The sequence below is a fragment of the Peptoniphilus grossensis ph5 genome (assembly GCF_000311825.1).
Lineage (GTDB): Bacteria > Bacillota > Clostridia > Tissierellales > Peptoniphilaceae > Peptoniphilus_A > Peptoniphilus_A hominis.
In genome coordinates this window covers 173,323-192,255 of sequence record NZ_HE978568.1, presented here as the reverse complement: position 1 = coordinate 192,255, position 18,933 = coordinate 173,323, and the positions used below count along the sequence as shown (strand labels likewise).

Sequence of the window (18,933 nt, the reverse complement as noted above, 5' to 3'; positions counted from 1 at the left end):
TGCCTCAATTTACAAAAATAGCAAAGATTGTTATAATATAAACAATTGGGGGTGTAAATTTGCCTAAGAACGCAAGGGGCATTTCTGAAACGGTTATAAGGAGAATGCCAGTTTATCATAGATATTTAAAAGAATTAATTGACAGTGGTATTGAGAGAGTTTCTTCCAAGGAGCTTAGCCGCATCACTGGCTTTTCTGCGTCACAAATTAGACAGGATTTAAATAATTTTGGCGGCTTTGGTCAACAGGGCTATGGCTACAACACCAAGGCTCTAAAGGAACAAGTGGATAAAATTCTAGGAATAGATAAGTCTTACAAGAGCATTGTCATTGGTGCAGGTAGGCTTGGCCAAGCCATTGCCAGATACAAGGGCTTTAGAGATTCTGGCTTTAATGTGATTTCTCTCTTTGATGTCAAAGAGGACATGGAAGACATAAGTGGCATCAAGGTTAGGAATATGAAGGACATGGAAAAATACATAAGAGATGAGAAAGTTGATGTTGCAATAATAACTGTGCCCAAGGAATTTTGCCAGGATGTGGCAAAAAAAGTTATAGATGCAGGCGTTAAGGGAATTTGGAATTTTGCGCCCTACGATTTAAAGGGACCTGAAGGTGTAGTTGTTGAAAATATTAGACTTAACGACTCTCTTTTAACCCTTTCTTATTTTATGAAAGAAATTAGCTGACCTATTATTTATTAATAGGTTTTTTATTTATGGGAGAATTTTTTAATGAAGATAAATTTTGATGGAGATCTTTGCCTAATAAGGGAACTAGATGAGTTTGACCCAAGGGATATTTTCACCTGCGGTCAAGCCTTTAGGTGGTATGAAGAAGCTGACGGGTCCTTTACCTTTATAGCTCATGGAAAAGTTGCCAATGCAAAAAAAGTTGGCGGAGAAATTTTCTTAAGGGGAGTGGACAAGGCTTCCTTTGATGAAATTTTTTATAATTACTTTGACCTTTCTCGGGACTACAAAATTGTAATGGAAGAACTTGCAAGAGACGAAGTCATGAAAAATGCAACGGAATATGGAAAGGGCATAAGAATTTTAAATCAGGACAAGTTTGAGACAATTATTTCCTTTATAATTTCTGCAAACAATCAAATACCGAGAATAAAAAATGCCATAGAAAAAATTTCTGAAATGTATGGAGATTATCTTGGTGAAGACGAAAATAGAAAATATTATTCCTTCCCAAGTGCCGAAAAACTTTCTCTCGCAAGACCAGAAGACTTAAGAGAGTTTGCAAGAGTTGGCTTTCGCGATGTGAGAATAGTTGAGACGGCGAATTTAATAAAGGATGGCTATGTAAATTTAGATGAAATCGACAAGATGGACCTTGAAGATGCCAGATGTGCCCTCCAAGTTCTACCTGGAGTTGGACCAAAGGTTGCCGACTGCATCCTCCTCTTTGCCTTTGACAGGAAGGAGTCCTTCCCCGTTGATGTTTGGATAAAGAGAGTTATGGAAGAACTTTATTTAAAAGAAGTTACACCAAAATCAAAAATTGCCATGAGAGGACGAGAAGTCTTTGGCAAAAACGCAGGCTTTGCCAATCAATATTTATTTTATTATGGCAGAGAAAACAAGTTGGGGAAGTAATAAAAAATTAAAAACAAAGAAGCTCTTGGAGGAATATAAATTTCAAATATTCTTCTAAGAGCTTTTATTTTGCATTTGTTATACTGAATTTCGCTTAAGTATTATTTTTTAAAAATTTCTAGCCTTTCTATCCTATCAAAGGCTTCATTTATTTTGTCCTTATTGACTGTTACTGCAATTCTTATAAAGCCCTCTCCTCCTGGTCCAAAGGCTTCGCCGTCAATTAAATTTACATGAGCCTTTTCTAATATTTCTCTTAGAACTTCTTTTGTAGTCATGCCTGGCACAGAAATTTTTGGAAAGATGTAAAAAGTTCCTTGTGGCTTTAAAACTTCTACATACTTTAATTTTTTTAGCCTCTCATAGGCGAGATACATCCTCTCCTTGTACTCTTCATAGAGGGGTGGGCAAATGGTCTTTCTATTGGCAATGCCAAGGGCACCTGCGTGCTGGCAAATTGTTGGCACTGAATAGACTATGTTCTCGTGAATGTAGGTCATGGTCTTTATTAATTCTTCATTAGCAAGTATGGCGCCAAGCCTCCAACCAGTCATGACAAAGTCCTTGGACATAGATGTAATTGAAATTACATTTTTAAATTCTTCATCGTAGGCAATCATTGGCTTGAATTTGCTCTCGTAGGAATAAATTGTGTAGATGTCGTCACAAATTACAAGAATATTGTATTTTTTTGCCATTTCATAAATTTCTCTTAGAGTTTCGTCACTATAAACTGCGCCTGTTGGATTGTTAGGCGTATTTATTATTATCGCCTTAGTTTTTGCAGTGATTAATTTTTCAATTTCTCTTGGCTCAAGCTTAAATTCATTTTCAAATTTTGTCTCATAAATTACTGGAACGCCTCCTGTCATTTCAATTTGGTCGGGATAGACGCTAAAGTAGGGCGAAGGCACAATGACTTCGTCGCCTGGATTTATTATTGCCTCTAAAATTATATAAAGGGCTTCAGTGCCAGACATGGTAATTAAAATTTCCTTGGCCTCGCAGCTTACTCCGTAGTCTTCCCAGTAGGCTTTGGCAATTTCCTCTCTAAGTCCAAGGTAGCCTTGGGGGTCGGCGTAGTGAGTGTAGCCCTTCATCTGTGAGTCGTAGGCTTCTTTTATAATCATGTCATGAGTCTTAAGGTCTGGGTCGCCTAAGGCAAAATTTATAAAGTCAGGATATATGCTTGAATAGTCAGTGGAATAAAGAGACTCTTTAATATTTTTATATTTTTCTTGGATAAATTCTTTCATATTTCTTCCTCCATCAATAATATTTTAACACAAAAATTTTTTATTTAAGGTCACGCTTTTAATTCCTTAAATATTCAAGTTGGCTATGTTATAATTAAATAAATATAGATAAAATAATAATCGTTATAAATAAAATATAGGAGGAATCCTTTTGGATAAAATTTTAGTAAAACCCAATGGCCCACTAAGAGGCAATGTTAGAATATCAGGTGCGAAAAATGCTGCTCTACCTATACTTGCAGCTACAATACTTGGAACAGAAGAAATTATTTTGGAAGATGTGCCTGAGCTTAAGGATGTTGAAATAATTACAGAAGTTTTGAGAAAACTTGGTCTTAAAATAAATAAGGAAGGCAACAAACTCATAATCGACCCTTCTGGACTCAATTCTTATAAAACAGACTACGAACTCATGAGCAAGATGAGGGCATCCTTCCTTGTCATGGGACCCCTTCTTGCCAAGTTAAACAAGGCTTACAACTCCCTACCTGGCGGCTGCAACATTGGGTCAAGACCAATTGACTTGCACTTAAAGGGCTTTAGGGCATTAGGAGCCAACATAGAAATGACTCATGGCGAGATAAAGGCTGAGTGCGACAAATTAGTTGGCACAAGAATTTATTTGGACTTCCCTTCTGTTGGTGCAACTGAAAATATTATGACAGCTGCAGTTTTGGCTGAGGGCGAAACTGTAATGGAAAACTGCGCCATGGAGCCAGAAATTGTGGACCTAGCAAACTTTTTAAATAAAATGGGCGCTAAGGTAATGGGAGCAGGAACCTCAACTATAAGAATTAGGGGAGTGGAAAAGCTAAGAGGCTGCACTCACCAAGTTATTCCAGATAGAATTGAAGCAGGCACTTTTATGGTGGCAGCTGCAATTACTGGTGGCGACATCACAATTGAAAACATCATAACTTCTCACTTAAAGCCTGTCATTGCAAAGCTAGAAGAAACTGGGGCAAAGATAATTGAAGAGGACGACACAGTGAGAGTAATTGGCTCAGATGAAATAAAGCCAATTGAGATAAAAACTCTTCCTCATCCAGGTTTCCCAACAGATTTACAAGCACAATTCATGGCACTTTTAACTCAAGCCGAGGGACAATCTTCTATTATTGAGACAGTTTTTGAAAACCGCTTTATGCACGCTGAAGAGTTAAAGAAGATGGGCGCAAAAATCAAAGTAGTAGATAGAGAAGCTATTCTATTGGGTAAAAGTAAACTATACGGATCCAAGGTTGCTGCAACAGACTTAAGAGCAGGAGCTGCCCTTATACTTGCAGGACTCGTTTCTGAAGGAGAAACAGAAATTTCTGAAATCCATCATATTGATAGGGGATACGAAAAAATTGAAGAAAAATTTAGAAATCTTGGAGCAGATATAAGAAGAGTATAGAAAAAGAAAGGAAGATGATAATGAAGAAAAAATTTATTATAGGAATGCTTTTAGTCCTATCCCTATTTATGGTAGCTTGTTCCAATAAAAAAGAAGAAGCCCAAGGGGAAGGCAAGGTCTTAAAGGTTGCAGTTTCAGAAGACACTACAACACTTGAACCAAATGCACTTTCTGATGACTATGAAGAAAATATTTTAATTCAAGTTTACGACACTTTAGTTAAGAGGAATTCTAAGGGTGAACTGGTTAATTCTCTTGCAGAATCCATTGAAAACCCAGACCCACAAACTTTTAAAATTAAACTTAGAGAGGGTGTTAAGTTCTCTGATGGAAGCCCACTTACTGTTGATGATGTAATCTTCACTCTTCAAAGAGCAGCAGCAAGTGACAGATATAAATCTTTTTATGGAAAAATTGACGCAAATTCTTACAAAAAAGAAGATGATTTAACTTTTTCCTTTAAACTAAGTGAACCTGACGCTGCCTTTTTAAATTCACTATCACATCCAGCTGTGTCTATTGTGTCTAAAGCCTATGTAGAAGGTGGAGCCGATCTTACTATTGCACCAATGGGAACTGGTCCCTTTGTATTAGATGAGTGGATTCAAAATGACCACGCAACTTTTTCTGTAAACGAAAATTATTGGGGCGACAAGCCAACAATTGCTGGCATCGAAATGAAGGTTATACCAGAAGCTTCACAAAGAATTATTGAGCTTGAAAGTGGTGGAGTTGACCTTGCTTATAAAATCGACCCAAGTGAAATTTCAAATATAGAAGAAAATAAGGACCTACAACTTTTTAGGAGATTAGATAATTCAATTCACTTTATTGGATTTAATGTAGCTAAAGCTCCTTTTGACAAGTTGGAAGCAAGGGAAGCTATGGTAAATGCCATTGACACTAAGACAATTTTTGAAACTGTCTACATGAACAGTGGAAAGCTTGCAACAAGTCCAATAAACCCTAACTTCAAATATTCTATTGCTGATTCATTAAAGCCAAATGCAGTAAATAAAGAAAAGGCAAAGGAACTTTTTGCTGCAGCAGGTCTTGGAGAGGGAACAAATCTTAAAATTTATACTTCTGACAACCAACAAAGAGTTAATGTTGCTACAATGATGCAAGACCAATTAAAGGATTATGGAATTGGCCTTAGCGTAGAAAGACTTGAATGGGGTGCCTTTGTAGATGCTGTTAGAAATAAGGAACATGATATGTTTATTATGAGCTGGAACCCATCAATAGTAGATGCACATTATGAACTTTTCCAACCTTTCCATTCTGAAAATAAAGGTAAGGAGCCAAATGTCACATTCTTTGGAAATGAAGAACTTGATAATTTAATTAAAGAAGGTATTTCAACTATTGACGATGCCAAGAGAGCTGGCATCTATAAGAGAGCCCAAGAGCTTATCAATAGAGAATATCCATGGCTTTACATCTGCTATGGCGAGACACTTGTTGCTGGTTCTAATAAAGTAGAAGGTCTTGATCTTCTTCCAAAATATCCACAAGAACTTAAAGATGTAAAACTTTTAGAAAAATAATTTTTTTAAATTCACCAAGGTCTTCTTTGGTGAATTTTGTCTTTTCTACAGAAGAAAGGATTAGATATGACTAAATATGTATTAAAGAGACTTTTAATATTAATACCTACACTCCTTGGAGTGAGCTTTATAGTTTTCTTGCTCCTTTACTTGTCGCCAGGAGATGCTGCCCTTGCTGCAGCTGGACCTAACGCACCTAAGGAGACAGTTGATGCTATAAGAGAAAGTCTTGGACTAAATAAGCCCTTTATAGTTCAATATGGAAATTACTTAAAGGATTTAATTTTTCACTTTGACCTTGGCAAAAGCTATCAGTCAGGAAGATCAGTTTCAGAAGCCTTGCTTAGAGTTTTTCCAACAACTTTAAAACTTGCCGGTGGCGCCCTTGTCATTGCCATAATTATGGGCATAACTTTTGGCGTAATAGCAGCCCTAAAGAAAAATACTTTTATCGACTCAATGATTACTGCCCTAGGCATGGTTGGACTTGCAATGCCAATTTTTTGGTCAGGGCTTTTGCTTATAATTGTATTTTCAACAAAGCTAAAAATTCTTCCAGCATCGGGTTTTTCTTCCATAAAGCACATGATCCTGCCTTGGTTCGCCCTAGGCTTTCAGTCATCAGCTGTAATTATGAGGATGACGAGATCTGCCATGCTAGACGTCCTAGACAAGGACTACATCAGGACTGCCTATGCCAAGGGACTTTCTAAATCCAAAATTATTTTTGTCCACGCCCTTAAAAATGCAATGATTCCTGTTATAACCACTATTGGGCTTCAAGCAGGTGGACTTCTTGGCGGAAGTATTTTGACAGAAACAATTTTCTCCATTCCTGGCATTGGAAGGCTAATGGTTGACTCCATAAAAACTCGTGACTACCCAATAATTCTTGGGGCAATTATGCTCATAGCCATAGTTTATTCTGTGATTTCAATTATCGTTGACATCCTCTACGGCTTTATAAATCCGAGAATAAAGGCAGACTACAAGTAGGTGAAACATGTTAAAGAGATTAAAAACATTTTTTAAATATTACAGGAGAAATAAAGTTGCAGTAGTGGCACTGGTTCTTTTAGTTGTAATAATTTTTGCTGCAATTTTTGCCGACCTCCTTTCACCCTACGACTACACAGAGCAATTTCCCAAGGAAAATTTTTTAAGACCAAGTAGGGGCCACTTAATGGGGACAGATAATTTTGGACGAGACATTTTTTCAAGAGTCCTTCACGGAGCCCAAGTCTCCCTTAAAATTGGTTTCACATCTGTAATTATTTCCACAGTAATTGGAGTAATTATTGGAGCCTTGGCAGGTTACTACGAGGGAATTTTTGATGCTATAATTATGAGAGTCATGGACACGATCTTATCCATTCCACAACTTGTCCTTGCCATTGCCCTTGCTGCAGCCCTTGGTGGCGGCATGAAAAACTTAATTTTGGCAGTTTCCCTATCTTCAATTCCATCCTATGCAAGGATAGTTAGAAGTCAGGTCATGTCTGTAAAAAATTTAGAGTATATTGAATCGGCAAGGTTGGCTGGAGTAAAAACTTTTAAATTAATTTTTGCAGAAATTCTACCCAACTGCTTTGCTCCCATAATTGTCCAAGCCACAATTGGTGTGGGCACTGCAATCTTATCTGCAGCTTCCCTTTCCTTTATTGGCATGGGAATTATGCCGCCAGAAGCAGAGTGGGGTCAAATGCTTTCTGAAGGGAGAGCTTATATTAGAAACTATCCACACATAACTCTATTCCCAGGCATGGCAATTGCCATAACAATTTTACTTTTAAACATTGTTGGCGACGCCCTAAGAGATGCCTTTGACCCAAAGTTCAGGAGGTAGTATGTTATTAGAAATAAAGGACCTTGAAGTTTTTTTCAAAAGCTCCCAAGGCATAGTAAAAGCTGTAAATAAAGTTAATATAAATACTCGTGAAAAAATGACAACTGCCATAGTAGGTGAATCTGGCTCGGGAAAGTCTGTTACTTCCCTTGCCATTATGGGTCTTCTGGACAAGTCCTCTCTTGAAAAAATTTCTGGCGAGATAATTTTTGAAGGAAAAAATCTTTTAGAGTCTTCTCCAGAAGAATTAAGGCACATTAGAGGCAATGAAATTTCTATGATTTTTCAAGAACCCATGACTTCACTAAATCCTGCCCTAAAGGTTGGCTACCAAATGTCTGAAGTCTTTAGGACTCACTTTGACATGGATAAAAAAACTGCCAAGGAAAAATCTTTAGAGATGATAAAAAAAGTTGAAATAGGTAGGGCAGAAGATGTCTACAATTCTTATCCTCACGAACTTTCTGGAGGCATGAGGCAGAGAATTATGATTGCCATGGCTCTTTCCTCTTCGCCAAAACTTTTAATAGCAGATGAACCTACAACTGCCCTTGATGTTACCATTCAAAAGGAAGTTTTGGAGCTCATGAAAAAATTAAAGGAAGACATGAATACTGCCATAATTTTTATAAGTCACGACCTTGGAGTTGTTTCTGACATAGCAGATTATGTAAATGTAATGTATGCGGGAAAAATCGTGGAGAGGGCGAGGGCAGAAGATATATTCAAAAAGCCCCTTCACCCTTACACCAGAGGACTTATAAGGGCAATACCTACTGCTCACAAGAAAAAGGACCAGCTCTACACAATTAGAGGGTCAGTTCCAAATCCAATTGACCTTCCAGAATCTTGTTACTTCTGCGACAGGTGTGACGAGAAGATGAAAATTTGCCAGGAAAAAATTCCTGAAGAAGTGGACATTGACGGTCATAAGGTATCCTGCTTTTTGTATAGGTGATAAAATGAGGGACGAAATTATTTTACAAGTTAAAAATTTAAATAAAGAATTTAAAATTAGCGGCGGTAAAAGCTTTAAGGCAGTTGATGACATTTCCTTCGACCTAAAAACTTCTCACACACTTGGAGTTGTTGGCGAAAGTGGCTCAGGCAAGTCAACTCTTGCCAGGTGCATCATGGGACTTTATCCTGATGCCAGCGGAGAAATAATTTATAAGGGCAAAAATATTTTAAAGGAAAATCAGAGGGAATTAAAGGAATATAGAAAAGATGTGCAGATGATTTTTCAAGACCCTTATTCCTCACTTAACCCAAGAAAAAAGTGCAAGGACATAATTGCATCGGGCATAAGAAATCTCTTAGGCGAGAAGGACAAAAAGAAGATCGAAAAAAAAGTTTTAGAGACCATGGAAATTTGTGGTCTGTCAGAATATCACATGGAGAGGTATCCCCACGAATTTTCTGGAGGGCAAAGACAGAGGATTTCCATTGCAAGGGCTCTTGCCGTTGACCCAAAAATAATTGTGGCAGACGAGCCAACTTCTGCTCTTGATGTTTCCATTCAGGCACAAATAATAAACCTTCTTGAAGATCTGCAAAGGGACTTGGGTCTATCCATGATTTTTATTTCTCACGACCTATCTGTTGTAAGGCATGTGGCAGAGGAAGTCCTGGTCATGTATAAGGGCAGATGCGTGGAGTATAATGAATCCGAAGAAATTTTTGAAAACCCAAAAGAGGACTACACGAAAAAATTATTGTCATCAGTGCCAGGCAAGACTTTGGCTCAAGTGGAAGATGTGTAGAAATTTTTCTTCCTGGGTATTATAATTAGATAAAGTAGATAAAACTGTAGGCTTCTACAGTTTTTTATTTTGGAGGTGAAAAGATGCTTAATGAAGAGGGCAAAAGAATTTTTTTTAGCGACCAAGAAAATAATATTGACCTTCCCCTTGAAATAATTGAGGATATTTATGTCAAAAGAGAAGAGAAAATAGATTTTAAATCCAGTGATGATGATCCAAAAGAAGAAAACTTTACTCATAAAGATTTAAAGGAGAGCCAAGAAGAAAGTCTAGAAGAAGTTCAAAAGGAAGCTCGAGATAAAAATCAAGATGACAATCAAGATGACAATAAAGATGACAATCAAGAAGATGAGGATTTATTTGATGAAAATAAATATGATCCCTATTACTTGGAGAGAATCGACGAAGTTCAGGAAATTTTGGAAGAAATTTGTGAGTCCATACCTTCTTATGCCTATGAGCATCTTAATGGTGGTATAATTCTTACAGAAGAGTCAAAGTACCACGAGGAAGCCTATGCAGAGGACCTAGTTATAATGGGCGAGTACCAAAGGTCAATGCTTGGCAACATGATAAAAATTTATTATGGGTCCTTTATGGACATGTACAGATTTTCCTCAAGGGAGACTCTAAGGGAAAAGCTAGAGGAAGTTCTCCTCCACGAGTTCACTCATCACTTGGAGTTTCTTGCCAATGAGTGGGGACTTGTAATTGAAGACAAGAAATTTTTAGAAGAATATAGAAAAAGGAAGCAAAATGAATAAAATTTTAGGATATTTTTATAAGGGTTTAGGCAAATTTTTTGACCTCATCTTAACCTTTTTAATTGTAATAGTTAATATTGCTGTTGATTTATTTTCAGCTGTAAGGAGATTGTTCTTATATATAATTTCCATGGGTGGATGTTTGATAATATTTTTACTTTTAAATCCCTTTGCTTGGCAGGGACTTGCAAGAAATAAGTGGCTGTCAACTCTAATCATGCTGGCTATTGTTGTGCCACTACTTGGTAATGTGTCAGAATCTTTTTTGAAGTACATACATTATATGGTGACAGAATTTTTCTACGACAGGGCAGATCATTATCTCCTTGGCAAGGCTAATGAATTCGAAAGCATATCTGGCTACGGCAGGGCTTATTGGGAGAAAAAAGAAAGGGAAAGAATTAGACAAGAGGAAGAGAGAAGGAAGAAGAGAGAGGAAGAATTTAGAGAGAGATTTAAAGATTTCGGTGGCTTTACTTGGACAACCTTCGACGACTTTTCTCAGTTTGATGAATTTTTTAGGCAGCAAGGTTATGGCGGCTTCTACGAAAATCAAGGCGGCTCTTATGGAAATAATTATGGTGGCTCTTATGGAAATCAATCACAAGGAGGAAGCTACGGCTTTAAGGACCAATACGAAAAAGCCTGCGACACTCTCGGCGTAAATTATTCTGCAGACAAGTATGAAGTGAAGCTTGCCTACAGAAAGATGGCGAAAAAATATCACCCTGACTTAAATAAGGAAGAGGGCGCCAAGGAAAAATTCCAAGAAATAAATGCAGCCTACGAATTTTTAAATGACTCAAACATTGAGATGTATAAAAAAATGTCTGGCACAAATTAATTTTATTTGATATGAAAATTTAGACAAAAAGAAAGGACCGAGCTGGTCCTTTTTTGGCCTTTAGATTTTTAAATTTACAACAATCTAATTTATAAGAAAAATGTTTTAACTAACTGTGAAAAAATTATTTTATAATTTCTTCTGCCATCCTATAAAATTCGTTCACGTCCATGTCATCTTCTGCCATTAAAGAATATTGAATTCCCTTGTAATCAAAGCTTAGGTGCTTTGATGCTTTTTCTTCTCTTTTATCTGAGCCAATGCCTAGGTTAAAGAATGGATCATTTTTTGACCTTTCAAGTTCTTCTTTTGTTGCATCTTTTTCATCTGGTAAAAAGACACTTTCTAATCTTGAATAATAAACTTGCACGCCATTAATTTCTCTCATTTCTTGATGAGCTTGTTCTGAAGTAGGTATTGAACTTTTTGGATACTTGTCAATTGAGAGCATTACTTTGTCGTCTGCTTCGTTTTTATAGGTTACATCAAACGCCTTTCTCTTATTTATTTGTGCTCCAGTATCGTCCATATCTGCCATATTCACCATTGTGATTCCGTCAAATTTATATTCACCTAAGCTTTCTGGTGCTTCTGTATCAAAACCTGCCTTTTTTTCAGCCTTAGCTAGGTCAGTGTAATTTGTGTAGTTGTAATATGATGTTGAAGATGCAATAGTTCCAGTAATTTTTCCTGCTGCAAATACGCCTACTGAAAGGACAAGGGCAGCGGCTGCCATTAATACAAATCTTTTTTTCATTTTAAATTCTCCTTTTTCTTCTGTAGACTTAATTTCTAAGTCAATTTTATTTTTGAGGTAAGCAGAAGGAGCAGAATTTTCCACGCTTTTTTCTAATTTGTCTTTTATATACTCATCAAAATTATTAAAATTATTCATAAATACTCTCCTTCTCGCCAAAGTCTTGGTCGACTTTCATTATTTCTTTCTTTAAATTTTTTCGAGCTCTAAAAAGTCTAGACTTAACTGTACCCTGAAAGGTCTTCAAGATTTTTGCAATTTCTTCTATGGAGAAGTCGTCGTAATAAAAGAGGACCAGGACTTCTCTTTCCTTGTGATTTAATTTTAAGAGGGCTGATTCAACTTCATTATTTAATACAAATTCATCTTCTCTACTTGAAATAAAATTTGAGTCAGCCTTTTCCAAAATAAATTCGTCGGGAAATTCTCTCTTTCTATTTTTATATCTGGTGTAGCAAGAATTTTTTAAAATTGAAAAAATCCAAGGTCTTAACTTGTTAAATTCCTTCAAGTTATTTATGTTTTTGTAAATAGAAAGGAAGGTGTCTTGGAGGACATCTTCTGCCTCCTCCTTATTTCCCAATATTAGAAGGGCAGTTCGGTACAAGCTTAAGTAGTATTCTTCATAGAGGAGATCAAAGGAATCTTTGTCGCCCTTTTTTAATTTTTTAAAATTTTCTATGTTAAATTTTTGGGGATTCATTTTAACCTCCTTTAGATGCATCTACTTATAAGACCATTTAGGATGGAAAAAGGTTCATTTTTTTCAAAAAAAATCTCCACCTAAGTGGAGAAATTAATTTAAAGTCTTATCTGATATCCAGCCCCTCAAATTTTCACCGGAGATGCTGGACTTAACTTCTACATGGCACCAAATTCTCTTGCCCTGTTCGATTTTTGTCTCTAAGACATAGAGTTCAGTTCCCTTTTCCAAAATTTTTATAATTTCAGAATCTACACTTGCTTCCTTTCTTAGGTTTGCCTTTTCTGTGGCAACATTTCTGTAAGTGTGAAGAAGTTCAGAAGATTTTTTTGCAGTTTGAGCTGCATCGGTGTAGTCATTTTCTTTTTCAAAACTTTCTGTTTGATCTTTATCTTTGTTTATATCAATGGCGTTTTTGCTTTCAATTTCTTTTTTTAGGCTTGTTGCCTTGGCAGATTCAGGCACGACGCCAAGGTAGGAATTTAAAAGAAGCATTGCTTCATTTACTTTATTTTCCTTGTAAGCATCCTTTACTTTATTTAAAATTATATTGTCTATGGAGAGAAGTTTATCTTGAGCTGCCTTATAATTTTTCTCATCTTCTTGAATTACCTTTTTAAAATTGTAGGCTGAATCAATATAATTTTCTTCCTGGTAAAGTTTGATGCCCTTTTGGTAGAAGTCATCAGATTGAACTAACTTCTTTAGTTTTTCCATTTCATTTGAAATTTCTGGACTGGTCTTTTTCTTTGTAGCTTCCTTGTATAAGTCCAGTGCCTCTTTGTACTCACCACTTAGGGCAAGTCCCCTTGCATCGTCAATTTTATTTTCGTTTCTCGTTATAACTGCAAAATTAATTATAAATAGAGAGATTATGGACAAAATAATAATTAAAACTATGGAGAAAAACACAATCTTTGCAGAAAATTTCTTTGGTTTTTTTGTAGTCACTTCATTAGTTCTGTCAACTTTGAGGCTCTCAGTGTTTGGAGCAATCTTTGAAAGGTTTGTCTGAGTCAAGTGAGTCTCAAGGGTCTTTAAATTTATGTCTGAAGTTGACTTGGTGTTTTCAAGTACATTTAAAATTTTTGAATTAATAAGTGGCTCAGTCAAATTATTTAGGACAAAACTTTTATTTCTGCCACAAAAATCACATTCGCTGCTGTCCTTTTCGTTTATAAAACCACAGGCACAGCGCCAAAAATCAATTTGGTTTTCGCCATAAGTTTTAATTCCATCGCCAAGGGTTTCCTTTATTTGTGCACGCTTTTTTTCAGGGATGACTGGCAGACTCATGTCATATTTTTTTTCTGAACAAGTGATAGTCTTTCCGTCGCAAGTGTACTTTGATATGTAAATGTCTATGGCCCTTGCCTCATAAAATCTCTCGTCTAATAAAAAAGGCTCCAAAAAATATCTTTTATAGGGCTCAATATTTACTGCTTGAGAAAAATAAAATTCTCTGCCATTAAAGAGATAGGACTTTTCAATGGACTTAAACTTTACGGCAAATTCAATGTTTGTGACAAAGGAGTCCTGTGCATTTAAGACATCAATGGCTAGGGCAAAATCGCCGCTAGTGAGTTCTGCATTGGCAATTTGAATTTTTTCACTTGTATTAAAGCTAAGTTTAGTTGGCAGTGTTCTAAAAAAACTCATAAAGACTCCTTTCTATCCATACTTTATTACTTAATTATAAGCTACTTGAAAAATTTTTACAATATGCCTTCTATTTACTAAATTAGACCTTTAGCATATAATTTAATTATATGGAAGGAGAAGGTGAAATGAACTTAAAAGAAAAACACATAGAGCTCAATGACGAGGAAATTTTTTATCTGGACAATGAAAGCAAATCTGACAAAAATATTTTAATGATTCATGGAAATATGTACTCATCTTCTTGTTTTATTGAAATCATAAAAAAATTAGAGGACTATCACATATTTGCTCCCGACATGAGGGGATATGGCAAGTCTTCTTATAATAATAAAATTACTTCAATTGATGATTTTGTTTCAGACATCAAAGAATTTATTTTAAAGCTTGACATAAAAAACTTTACCCTAGTCTCATGGTCTCTTGGCGGTGGCGTCGCCCTTGAACTTGCAAAGGACAAAGACATAAAAGACAGAATCAAAAATCAAATTTTTCTTGCACCCTTTGGCTACGCACCCTTTAGGACCAATGGCGCAGATATTTTGACAAATAATTTTCATGAATATTTAAATAATTTTGACTTCATAAACCCTCAAAAAAACCTAGAAATCATAAAGGGTCTCATGACCTTTAACTTAAACTTAATCGAAGACAGCTTTGCCAGCATGGGCATGACGGGAACAGAATTAAAAAAAGACAACATAAGAGTTTTATTTAAGACCTTTATCTACAATGTAAAATTGCCAGAAAAGGAAGAGTTTGAGAGAAATGTAGAGTCGGCAATTAGGCAGAGAAATTTAGATGAAGTTGCAGGCATCTTGAGAGATTATAAATATCATGGAGGAAGGCTTGCCATGAAAAGCCTAGTCCTTCATGGCTATGATGACAAAATAATATCTTATATGGATGGAAAATTTTTATCAGATGAAATTGGCGCAAAATTTGAAAAGCTAGACAATTGTGGACACTCTGTAATGACTGACAAAAAGAATTTAGTAATAAAAAATATAAAAAAATTTGTGGAGGAATAAATGAAAGTACTATTAGGCCAAGGTATGGCAAGAAAATATGGCGACACAATAAGAAAATTAGGTTATGAGGTAATTGGTTATGACGAAAAAAATCCCAATGCAGAGGAAGATTATGGCGAAGACATATTAATTGGCGCAATAAATTTAGAAAATTTAAATTACAAGGACCACAAAAATTTAAAGTACATCTTTTTGACATCAGTGGGCATTGACTTTTTGGACTTAAATTACATTAAAGAAAAGGAAATAATATTATCCAACAACAACGGCGCCTACGACGACCCCATAGCCGAATGGATTGTCTATGGACTACTTCAAATAGATAAGGAAGACAGAAAAAATATAGAAAACCAAAAGGAAAAACTTTGGAAGAAGAGAAGTTTCTCCCACAACCTATATGGCAAGAAGGCAATATTTTTGGGCACAGGCACAATTGCCATAGCAGGAGCAAAAAGGCTAAAGGGCTTTGATATTGAACTAAATGGCTTTAACACCAGCGGCAGAAAAGTTGAGCCCTTCGACAATGTCTATTCAATAGATGAGCTTGACCACATACTTCCACAAATGGACTACATCATAATGTGCTTGCCAGGAACAGAAAAAACTCATCACATATTAAATAGAGAAAGATTTAAAATCCTAAAAGATGGAGTAGTAATAGTAAACATATCAAGGGGAGCAACAATTGACGAAGAGGCACTTGTAGAAGCACTTGAAGAAGGAAAAGTAAGAGGGGCAGCCCTAGATGTCTTTGAAGAAGAACCACTAGATGAGTCATCACCACTTTGGGACATGGATAATGTCTACATCTATCCACACATTTCCTTCTCCTGTGAAGACTTGGGCAGAAGACAGTTTGAAACAGCCTACCAAAACCTAAAGGCCCTAAAAAACGACGGCGACTTCAAAAATATAGTAGACTTCGACAAGGGTTATTAATAATAAAATAAATTGGGGAAGAGTTTGTAATTTATATAAATAAGTTGCAAACTCTTTTGTGCATAAAATAAGAGGTGCGAAATGTTAGATAAATTATATGCCCATATAGATCAGGGAAATTTAAGAAAGGCGCAGACTTTATACTCTCATCTTTTTAACACAGCTTGCGAGAGCAAAAAAATTGGTGAAAAAGTTGAAATGGAAAATATTTCTTTTTTACTTGGTCTACTTCACGATATTGGTAAAGCAAGTATAGACTTTCAAGAAAAGATTAGAAAAAATTCAAACAAAAGGGTAGACCATTCAAGCCTTGGTGGACTATTTGTTTTAAAAATTTATAAAGATATTCAAAGTGAATTTAAAAATGTCTCTAGTGATTACATATTAGAATTAAAAGAGATTTTAATGGCTGATAAAAGCCTTATTTCTGAACTTAGTGATTATACAAATATTTTGGTTTACACAATAATGTCTCACCACGGTCAATATGACATGGTTCGAAAAAATGAAGACATGGCTTATGTTTTTACTAGCCTTGAAAGAATGAAAAAAATCAAAAAATTGGAATATAAGTTTGGAACTAGTGACAGTGAAAGTTTTGACATTGATGAATTTTATATTGAGACTCAAAAGTTTTTTGAAGCTAAAAAAATTAATATAAATAGAATATTTTGCAAGGGCTTTTTAGAGTATGCAAAAGTTTTAGAAAAATTGAAAAGGACAGCTTCCGATTACAGCCAAGAAAAAAGAGAAGAAGCAGTTTATTTTTACAAGGCAATGCTTATAAGACTTTTAGTTTCTATACTAAAGTCAGCAGATATTAAAGATACAATAAATGCTTTTGGTGAAATAATTATTGATGAAGATGAAAATAATTTAAAAAAAGTTATAAAAAATTTTGAAAAAAATGTGGATGAAAAATACAGTTCCTTTGGAGAAGCCCTTGGAGAATTAAACATTTTGAGGAATAAAATTTCAGAGGACATATTAAAGAGATCTAAAGAAGATAGAAATGGAATATATAAGTTGGATTTGCCAACGGGTGCAGGAAAGACTCTTTTATCTTTAAGATATGGAATAAATCAAATGAATTATCAAAATAAGGAAAGATTTTTTTATGTAACTTCCTTTCTTTCTGTTTTGGAACAAAATGCATCTGAGATGAAAAAAGTTTTAAATAATGACAAATATGTATTGGAGCATCATTCAAATGTAGTAGATGATGAAGAAGAAGCTTCAATTGATGACAAAGAGGATTCAATTGAAATAACAAGAAAAAGATTTTTATTAGACGACTGGACATCACCAGTGGTTCTAACTACAATGGTGCAGTTTTACAATTCCCTATTTAAGGGGAAATCAGCAAATCTCACAAGGTTTAAATCTTTTATCAATTCTGTAATAATTTTGGACGAGTGGCAATCTATTCCAACAGAATTTTTGTATTTGACAAATTTGGTTTTAAATTTTATGAAAATTGTAATGAGAGCAAATTTTGTTCTTTCAACAGCAACTCAACCTACTAATGATTATGATGCTCTTTGCCATAAACTTTTTTATGGAGATTTATCGGGCAAAAATAAAGACATCATTGAGCATAAAAATTATGATTTTTCAGCCTTTGAAAGGGCAAAATTAAAAATTTATGGCGACATAAGAAAAATGTATGGAATAGAGGATGTTAAAGACCTTGTATTAGAAAATTCTGACAAATCAAATTTAATAATTTTAAACACAAAGTCTGTTGTAAAAAAATTATACGATTTGTTACAAGAAGATTATGAGGAAGGAGATCTATATTACTTAACAACGAACTTAACTGCAAACGACAGGCTTAAAAAAATTCATGAGATTAAAAAAAGATTAAAAGATGGAGATAAAATTTGTCTTATTTCAACTCAGCTTATTGAAGCAGGAGTCGATGTGGATTTTGATATGGTTATAAGGTCTCTATCAGGAATGGATTCCATAATTCAAGCCATGGGCAGATGTAATAGAGAAGGGAAAAAAGAAGAGGCTTATACCTATCTCATTAAACTAGACAATACTGAAGAAAAAACTTCTCTCTTAAAGGGAGTTGATAAAAGAAAGAGTGCCTGTCAATCTGCCTTTGAAAGTTATGAAGATGATTTTGATATTAAAGATTTAACTAAAGAGTATTTTGAAAAATTATATGCAAATTTGGAAAAGGATAAATTTTCTCCAGTTTTAGAATTGTTGGCTGAAAACAAAGATAAATGTGATGCTTTGAAAAAAACTAAAGAATTTGTAATGCTTAAAGGATATTTAGTTTCAACAGAATTAGCAATGCCAATAGATTTATTCCAATCATTTAAAGAAGCATACAAAGACTTCGAGTTAATAGAAGAAAACCAGAAAGCAGCTGTTGTAAATTATGCTGAAACTAAGGAAGAAATTGAAAGGATTTGGCAATTAGAGCAGGAATTTTTAAAAAATTATAACCCAAAGGACTTAAGAGAAATTAAAATTATTTTAAAAAAATTAAATAGACACACTGTATCGGTGCGAGAAAAAGATTTAGGTTCTTGCGACAAGATACTTGATGGAAAAGTTTATATTTTACCTCAAGAGTATTACGATGAAAAATTTGGAGTAAACTTTGAAGATCCTGGAGGATTTTTTATGTAGAAAAGAAAAAGACCCTTTAGTAATAATTGGGTCTTTGTTGAATATAAACATTTTTCAATCCACAGCCATCAGCTGACATATTAATTATAACAGAAAAATAAAACTAATAAAATAATATTTAACCATTGACAAATTTTTAGTTAAATATTAACATAAATACAAA

17 protein-coding genes are annotated in these 18,933 nt (G+C 34.9%); 13 read left to right on the top strand and 4 right to left on the bottom strand.

The window, feature by feature from the left end; all coding sequences use genetic code 11:
* The first annotated feature begins 59 nt into the window (after positions 1 to 59).
* The gene (locus HGPG_RS08130) at positions 60 to 689 is read left to right on the top strand and encodes a redox-sensing transcriptional repressor Rex (RefSeq protein ID WP_019125580.1); all 630 of its coding nucleotides are present in this window, start codon (positions 60 to 62) and stop codon (positions 687 to 689) included.
* Between the two features lie 45 nt (positions 690 to 734).
* Positions 735 to 1,610: a DNA-3-methyladenine glycosylase family protein gene (locus HGPG_RS08125; protein ID WP_019125579.1), complete on the top strand. Its 876-nt coding sequence runs from the start codon at positions 735 to 737 to the stop codon at positions 1,608 to 1,610.
* Positions 1,611 to 1,711: 101 nt separating this feature from the next.
* Here the strand turns inward: HGPG_RS08125 and HGPG_RS08120 are convergent, their stop codons facing one another.
* Positions 1,712 to 2,866 carry an aminotransferase class I/II-fold pyridoxal phosphate-dependent enzyme gene (locus tag HGPG_RS08120; protein ID WP_019125578.1) on the bottom strand — a complete coding sequence of 385 codons (1,155 nt, stop codon included), beginning with the start codon at positions 2,864 to 2,866 and terminating at the stop codon, positions 1,712 to 1,714.
* 151 nt (positions 2,867 to 3,017) lie between these two features.
* Between HGPG_RS08120 and murA the strand changes: the two genes are divergently transcribed.
* From murA to HGPG_RS08080, 8 genes are all read left to right on the top strand, one after another.
* On the top strand, positions 3,018 to 4,265 hold the full coding sequence (murA, locus tag HGPG_RS08115; RefSeq protein WP_019125577.1) for a UDP-N-acetylglucosamine 1-carboxyvinyltransferase: 1,248 nt from the start codon (positions 3,018 to 3,020) through the stop codon (positions 4,263 to 4,265).
* A 20-nt stretch (positions 4,266 to 4,285) separates the two neighbouring features.
* Positions 4,286 to 5,815 (top strand): ABC transporter substrate-binding protein, encoded by a 1,530-nt coding sequence (locus HGPG_RS08110; RefSeq protein WP_019125576.1) that lies wholly within the window; start codon positions 4,286 to 4,288, stop codon positions 5,813 to 5,815.
* 66 nt (positions 5,816 to 5,881) lie between these two features.
* Entirely contained in the window at positions 5,882 to 6,811 is a 930-nt protein-coding gene (locus tag HGPG_RS08105; protein ID WP_019125575.1) for an ABC transporter permease, read from the top strand.
* A 7-nt stretch (positions 6,812 to 6,818) separates the two neighbouring features.
* Complete coding sequence (locus HGPG_RS08100) at positions 6,819 to 7,661, top strand: ABC transporter permease (protein WP_019125574.1); 843 nt, start codon at positions 6,819 to 6,821, stop codon at positions 7,659 to 7,661.
* 1 nt (position 7,662) lies between these two features.
* Positions 7,663 to 8,619 (top strand): ABC transporter ATP-binding protein, encoded by a 957-nt coding sequence (locus HGPG_RS08095; protein ID WP_019125573.1) that lies wholly within the window; start codon positions 7,663 to 7,665, stop codon positions 8,617 to 8,619.
* A 4-nt stretch (positions 8,620 to 8,623) separates the two neighbouring features.
* Entirely contained in the window at positions 8,624 to 9,424 is an 801-nt protein-coding gene (locus tag HGPG_RS08090) for an ATP-binding cassette domain-containing protein (protein ID WP_019125572.1), read from the top strand.
* A gap of 83 nt (positions 9,425 to 9,507) precedes the next feature.
* Entirely contained in the window at positions 9,508 to 10,188 is a 681-nt protein-coding gene (locus tag HGPG_RS10140) for a metallopeptidase family protein (protein ID WP_019125571.1), read from the top strand.
* Positions 10,181 to 11,032, top strand: coding sequence for a DnaJ domain-containing protein (locus HGPG_RS08080; RefSeq protein ID WP_019125570.1), 852 nt, complete (start codon positions 10,181 to 10,183; stop codon positions 11,030 to 11,032). Before HGPG_RS10140 ends, HGPG_RS08080 begins: the two co-directional genes overlap by 8 nt.
* A gap of 124 nt (positions 11,033 to 11,156) precedes the next feature.
* On the opposite strand, the gene HGPG_RS08075 is transcribed toward HGPG_RS08080, so the two are convergent.
* The 3 genes from HGPG_RS08075 to HGPG_RS08065 form a co-directional block, all read right to left on the bottom strand.
* Positions 11,157 to 11,927, bottom strand: coding sequence for a hypothetical protein (locus HGPG_RS08075; RefSeq protein WP_019125569.1), 771 nt, complete (start codon positions 11,925 to 11,927; stop codon positions 11,157 to 11,159).
* Positions 11,920 to 12,492, bottom strand: coding sequence for an RNA polymerase sigma factor (locus HGPG_RS08070; RefSeq protein ID WP_019125568.1), 573 nt, complete (start codon positions 12,490 to 12,492; stop codon positions 11,920 to 11,922). Before HGPG_RS08070 ends, HGPG_RS08075 begins: the two co-directional genes overlap by 8 nt.
* Before the next feature lie 93 nt (positions 12,493 to 12,585).
* Positions 12,586 to 14,151 carry an SH3 domain-containing protein gene (locus HGPG_RS08065; protein WP_019125567.1) on the bottom strand — a complete coding sequence of 522 codons (1,566 nt, stop codon included), beginning with the start codon at positions 14,149 to 14,151 and terminating at the stop codon, positions 12,586 to 12,588.
* Between the two features lie 128 nt (positions 14,152 to 14,279).
* Between HGPG_RS08065 and HGPG_RS08060 the strand changes: the two genes are divergently transcribed.
* The 3 genes from HGPG_RS08060 to HGPG_RS08050 all read left to right on the top strand — a co-directional run bounded on the left by HGPG_RS08060 (position 14,280) and on the right by HGPG_RS08050 (position 18,770).
* Positions 14,280 to 15,182 carry an alpha/beta fold hydrolase gene (locus HGPG_RS08060; RefSeq protein ID WP_019125566.1) on the top strand — a complete coding sequence of 301 codons (903 nt, stop codon included), beginning with the start codon at positions 14,280 to 14,282 and terminating at the stop codon, positions 15,180 to 15,182.
* Positions 15,183 to 16,121: an NAD(P)-dependent oxidoreductase gene (locus HGPG_RS08055; RefSeq protein WP_019125565.1), complete on the top strand. Its 939-nt coding sequence runs from the start codon at positions 15,183 to 15,185 to the stop codon at positions 16,119 to 16,121. It begins immediately after the preceding gene.
* Between the two features lie 81 nt (positions 16,122 to 16,202).
* Positions 16,203 to 18,770, top strand: coding sequence for a CRISPR-associated helicase/endonuclease Cas3 (locus tag HGPG_RS08050; RefSeq protein WP_019125564.1), 2,568 nt, complete (start codon positions 16,203 to 16,205; stop codon positions 18,768 to 18,770).
* Positions 18,771 to 18,933: the final 163 nt, after the last annotated feature.

Coding starts and splice junctions, on each gene's coding strand:
- HGPG_RS08055 (WP_019125565.1), top strand. CDS start 15,183: ATGAAAGTACTATTAGGCCAAGGTATGGCAAGAAAATATGGCGACACA.
- HGPG_RS08090 (WP_019125572.1), top strand. CDS start 8,624: ATGAGGGACGAAATTATTTTACAAGTTAAAAATTTAAATAAAGAATTT.
- HGPG_RS10140 (WP_019125571.1), top strand. CDS start 9,508: ATGCTTAATGAAGAGGGCAAAAGAATTTTTTTTAGCGACCAAGAAAAT.
- HGPG_RS08050 (WP_019125564.1), top strand. CDS start 16,203: ATGTTAGATAAATTATATGCCCATATAGATCAGGGAAATTTAAGAAAG.
- HGPG_RS08060 (WP_019125566.1), top strand. CDS start 14,280: ATGAACTTAAAAGAAAAACACATAGAGCTCAATGACGAGGAAATTTTT.
- HGPG_RS08105 (WP_019125575.1), top strand. CDS start 5,882: ATGACTAAATATGTATTAAAGAGACTTTTAATATTAATACCTACACTC.
- HGPG_RS08070 (WP_019125568.1), bottom strand. CDS start 12,492: ATGAATCCCCAAAAATTTAACATAGAAAATTTTAAAAAATTAAAAAAG.
- HGPG_RS08100 (WP_019125574.1), top strand. CDS start 6,819: ATGTTAAAGAGATTAAAAACATTTTTTAAATATTACAGGAGAAATAAA.
- HGPG_RS08120 (WP_019125578.1), bottom strand. CDS start 2,866: ATGAAAGAATTTATCCAAGAAAAATATAAAAATATTAAAGAGTCTCTT.
- HGPG_RS08075 (WP_019125569.1), bottom strand. CDS start 11,927: ATGAATAATTTTAATAATTTTGATGAGTATATAAAAGACAAATTAGAA.
- HGPG_RS08125 (WP_019125579.1), top strand. CDS start 735: ATGAAGATAAATTTTGATGGAGATCTTTGCCTAATAAGGGAACTAGAT.
- HGPG_RS08065 (WP_019125567.1), bottom strand. CDS start 14,151: ATGAGTTTTTTTAGAACACTGCCAACTAAACTTAGCTTTAATACAAGT.
- HGPG_RS08095 (WP_019125573.1), top strand. CDS start 7,663: ATGTTATTAGAAATAAAGGACCTTGAAGTTTTTTTCAAAAGCTCCCAA.
- HGPG_RS08080 (WP_019125570.1), top strand. CDS start 10,181: ATGAATAAAATTTTAGGATATTTTTATAAGGGTTTAGGCAAATTTTTT.
- HGPG_RS08110 (WP_019125576.1), top strand. CDS start 4,286: ATGAAGAAAAAATTTATTATAGGAATGCTTTTAGTCCTATCCCTATTT.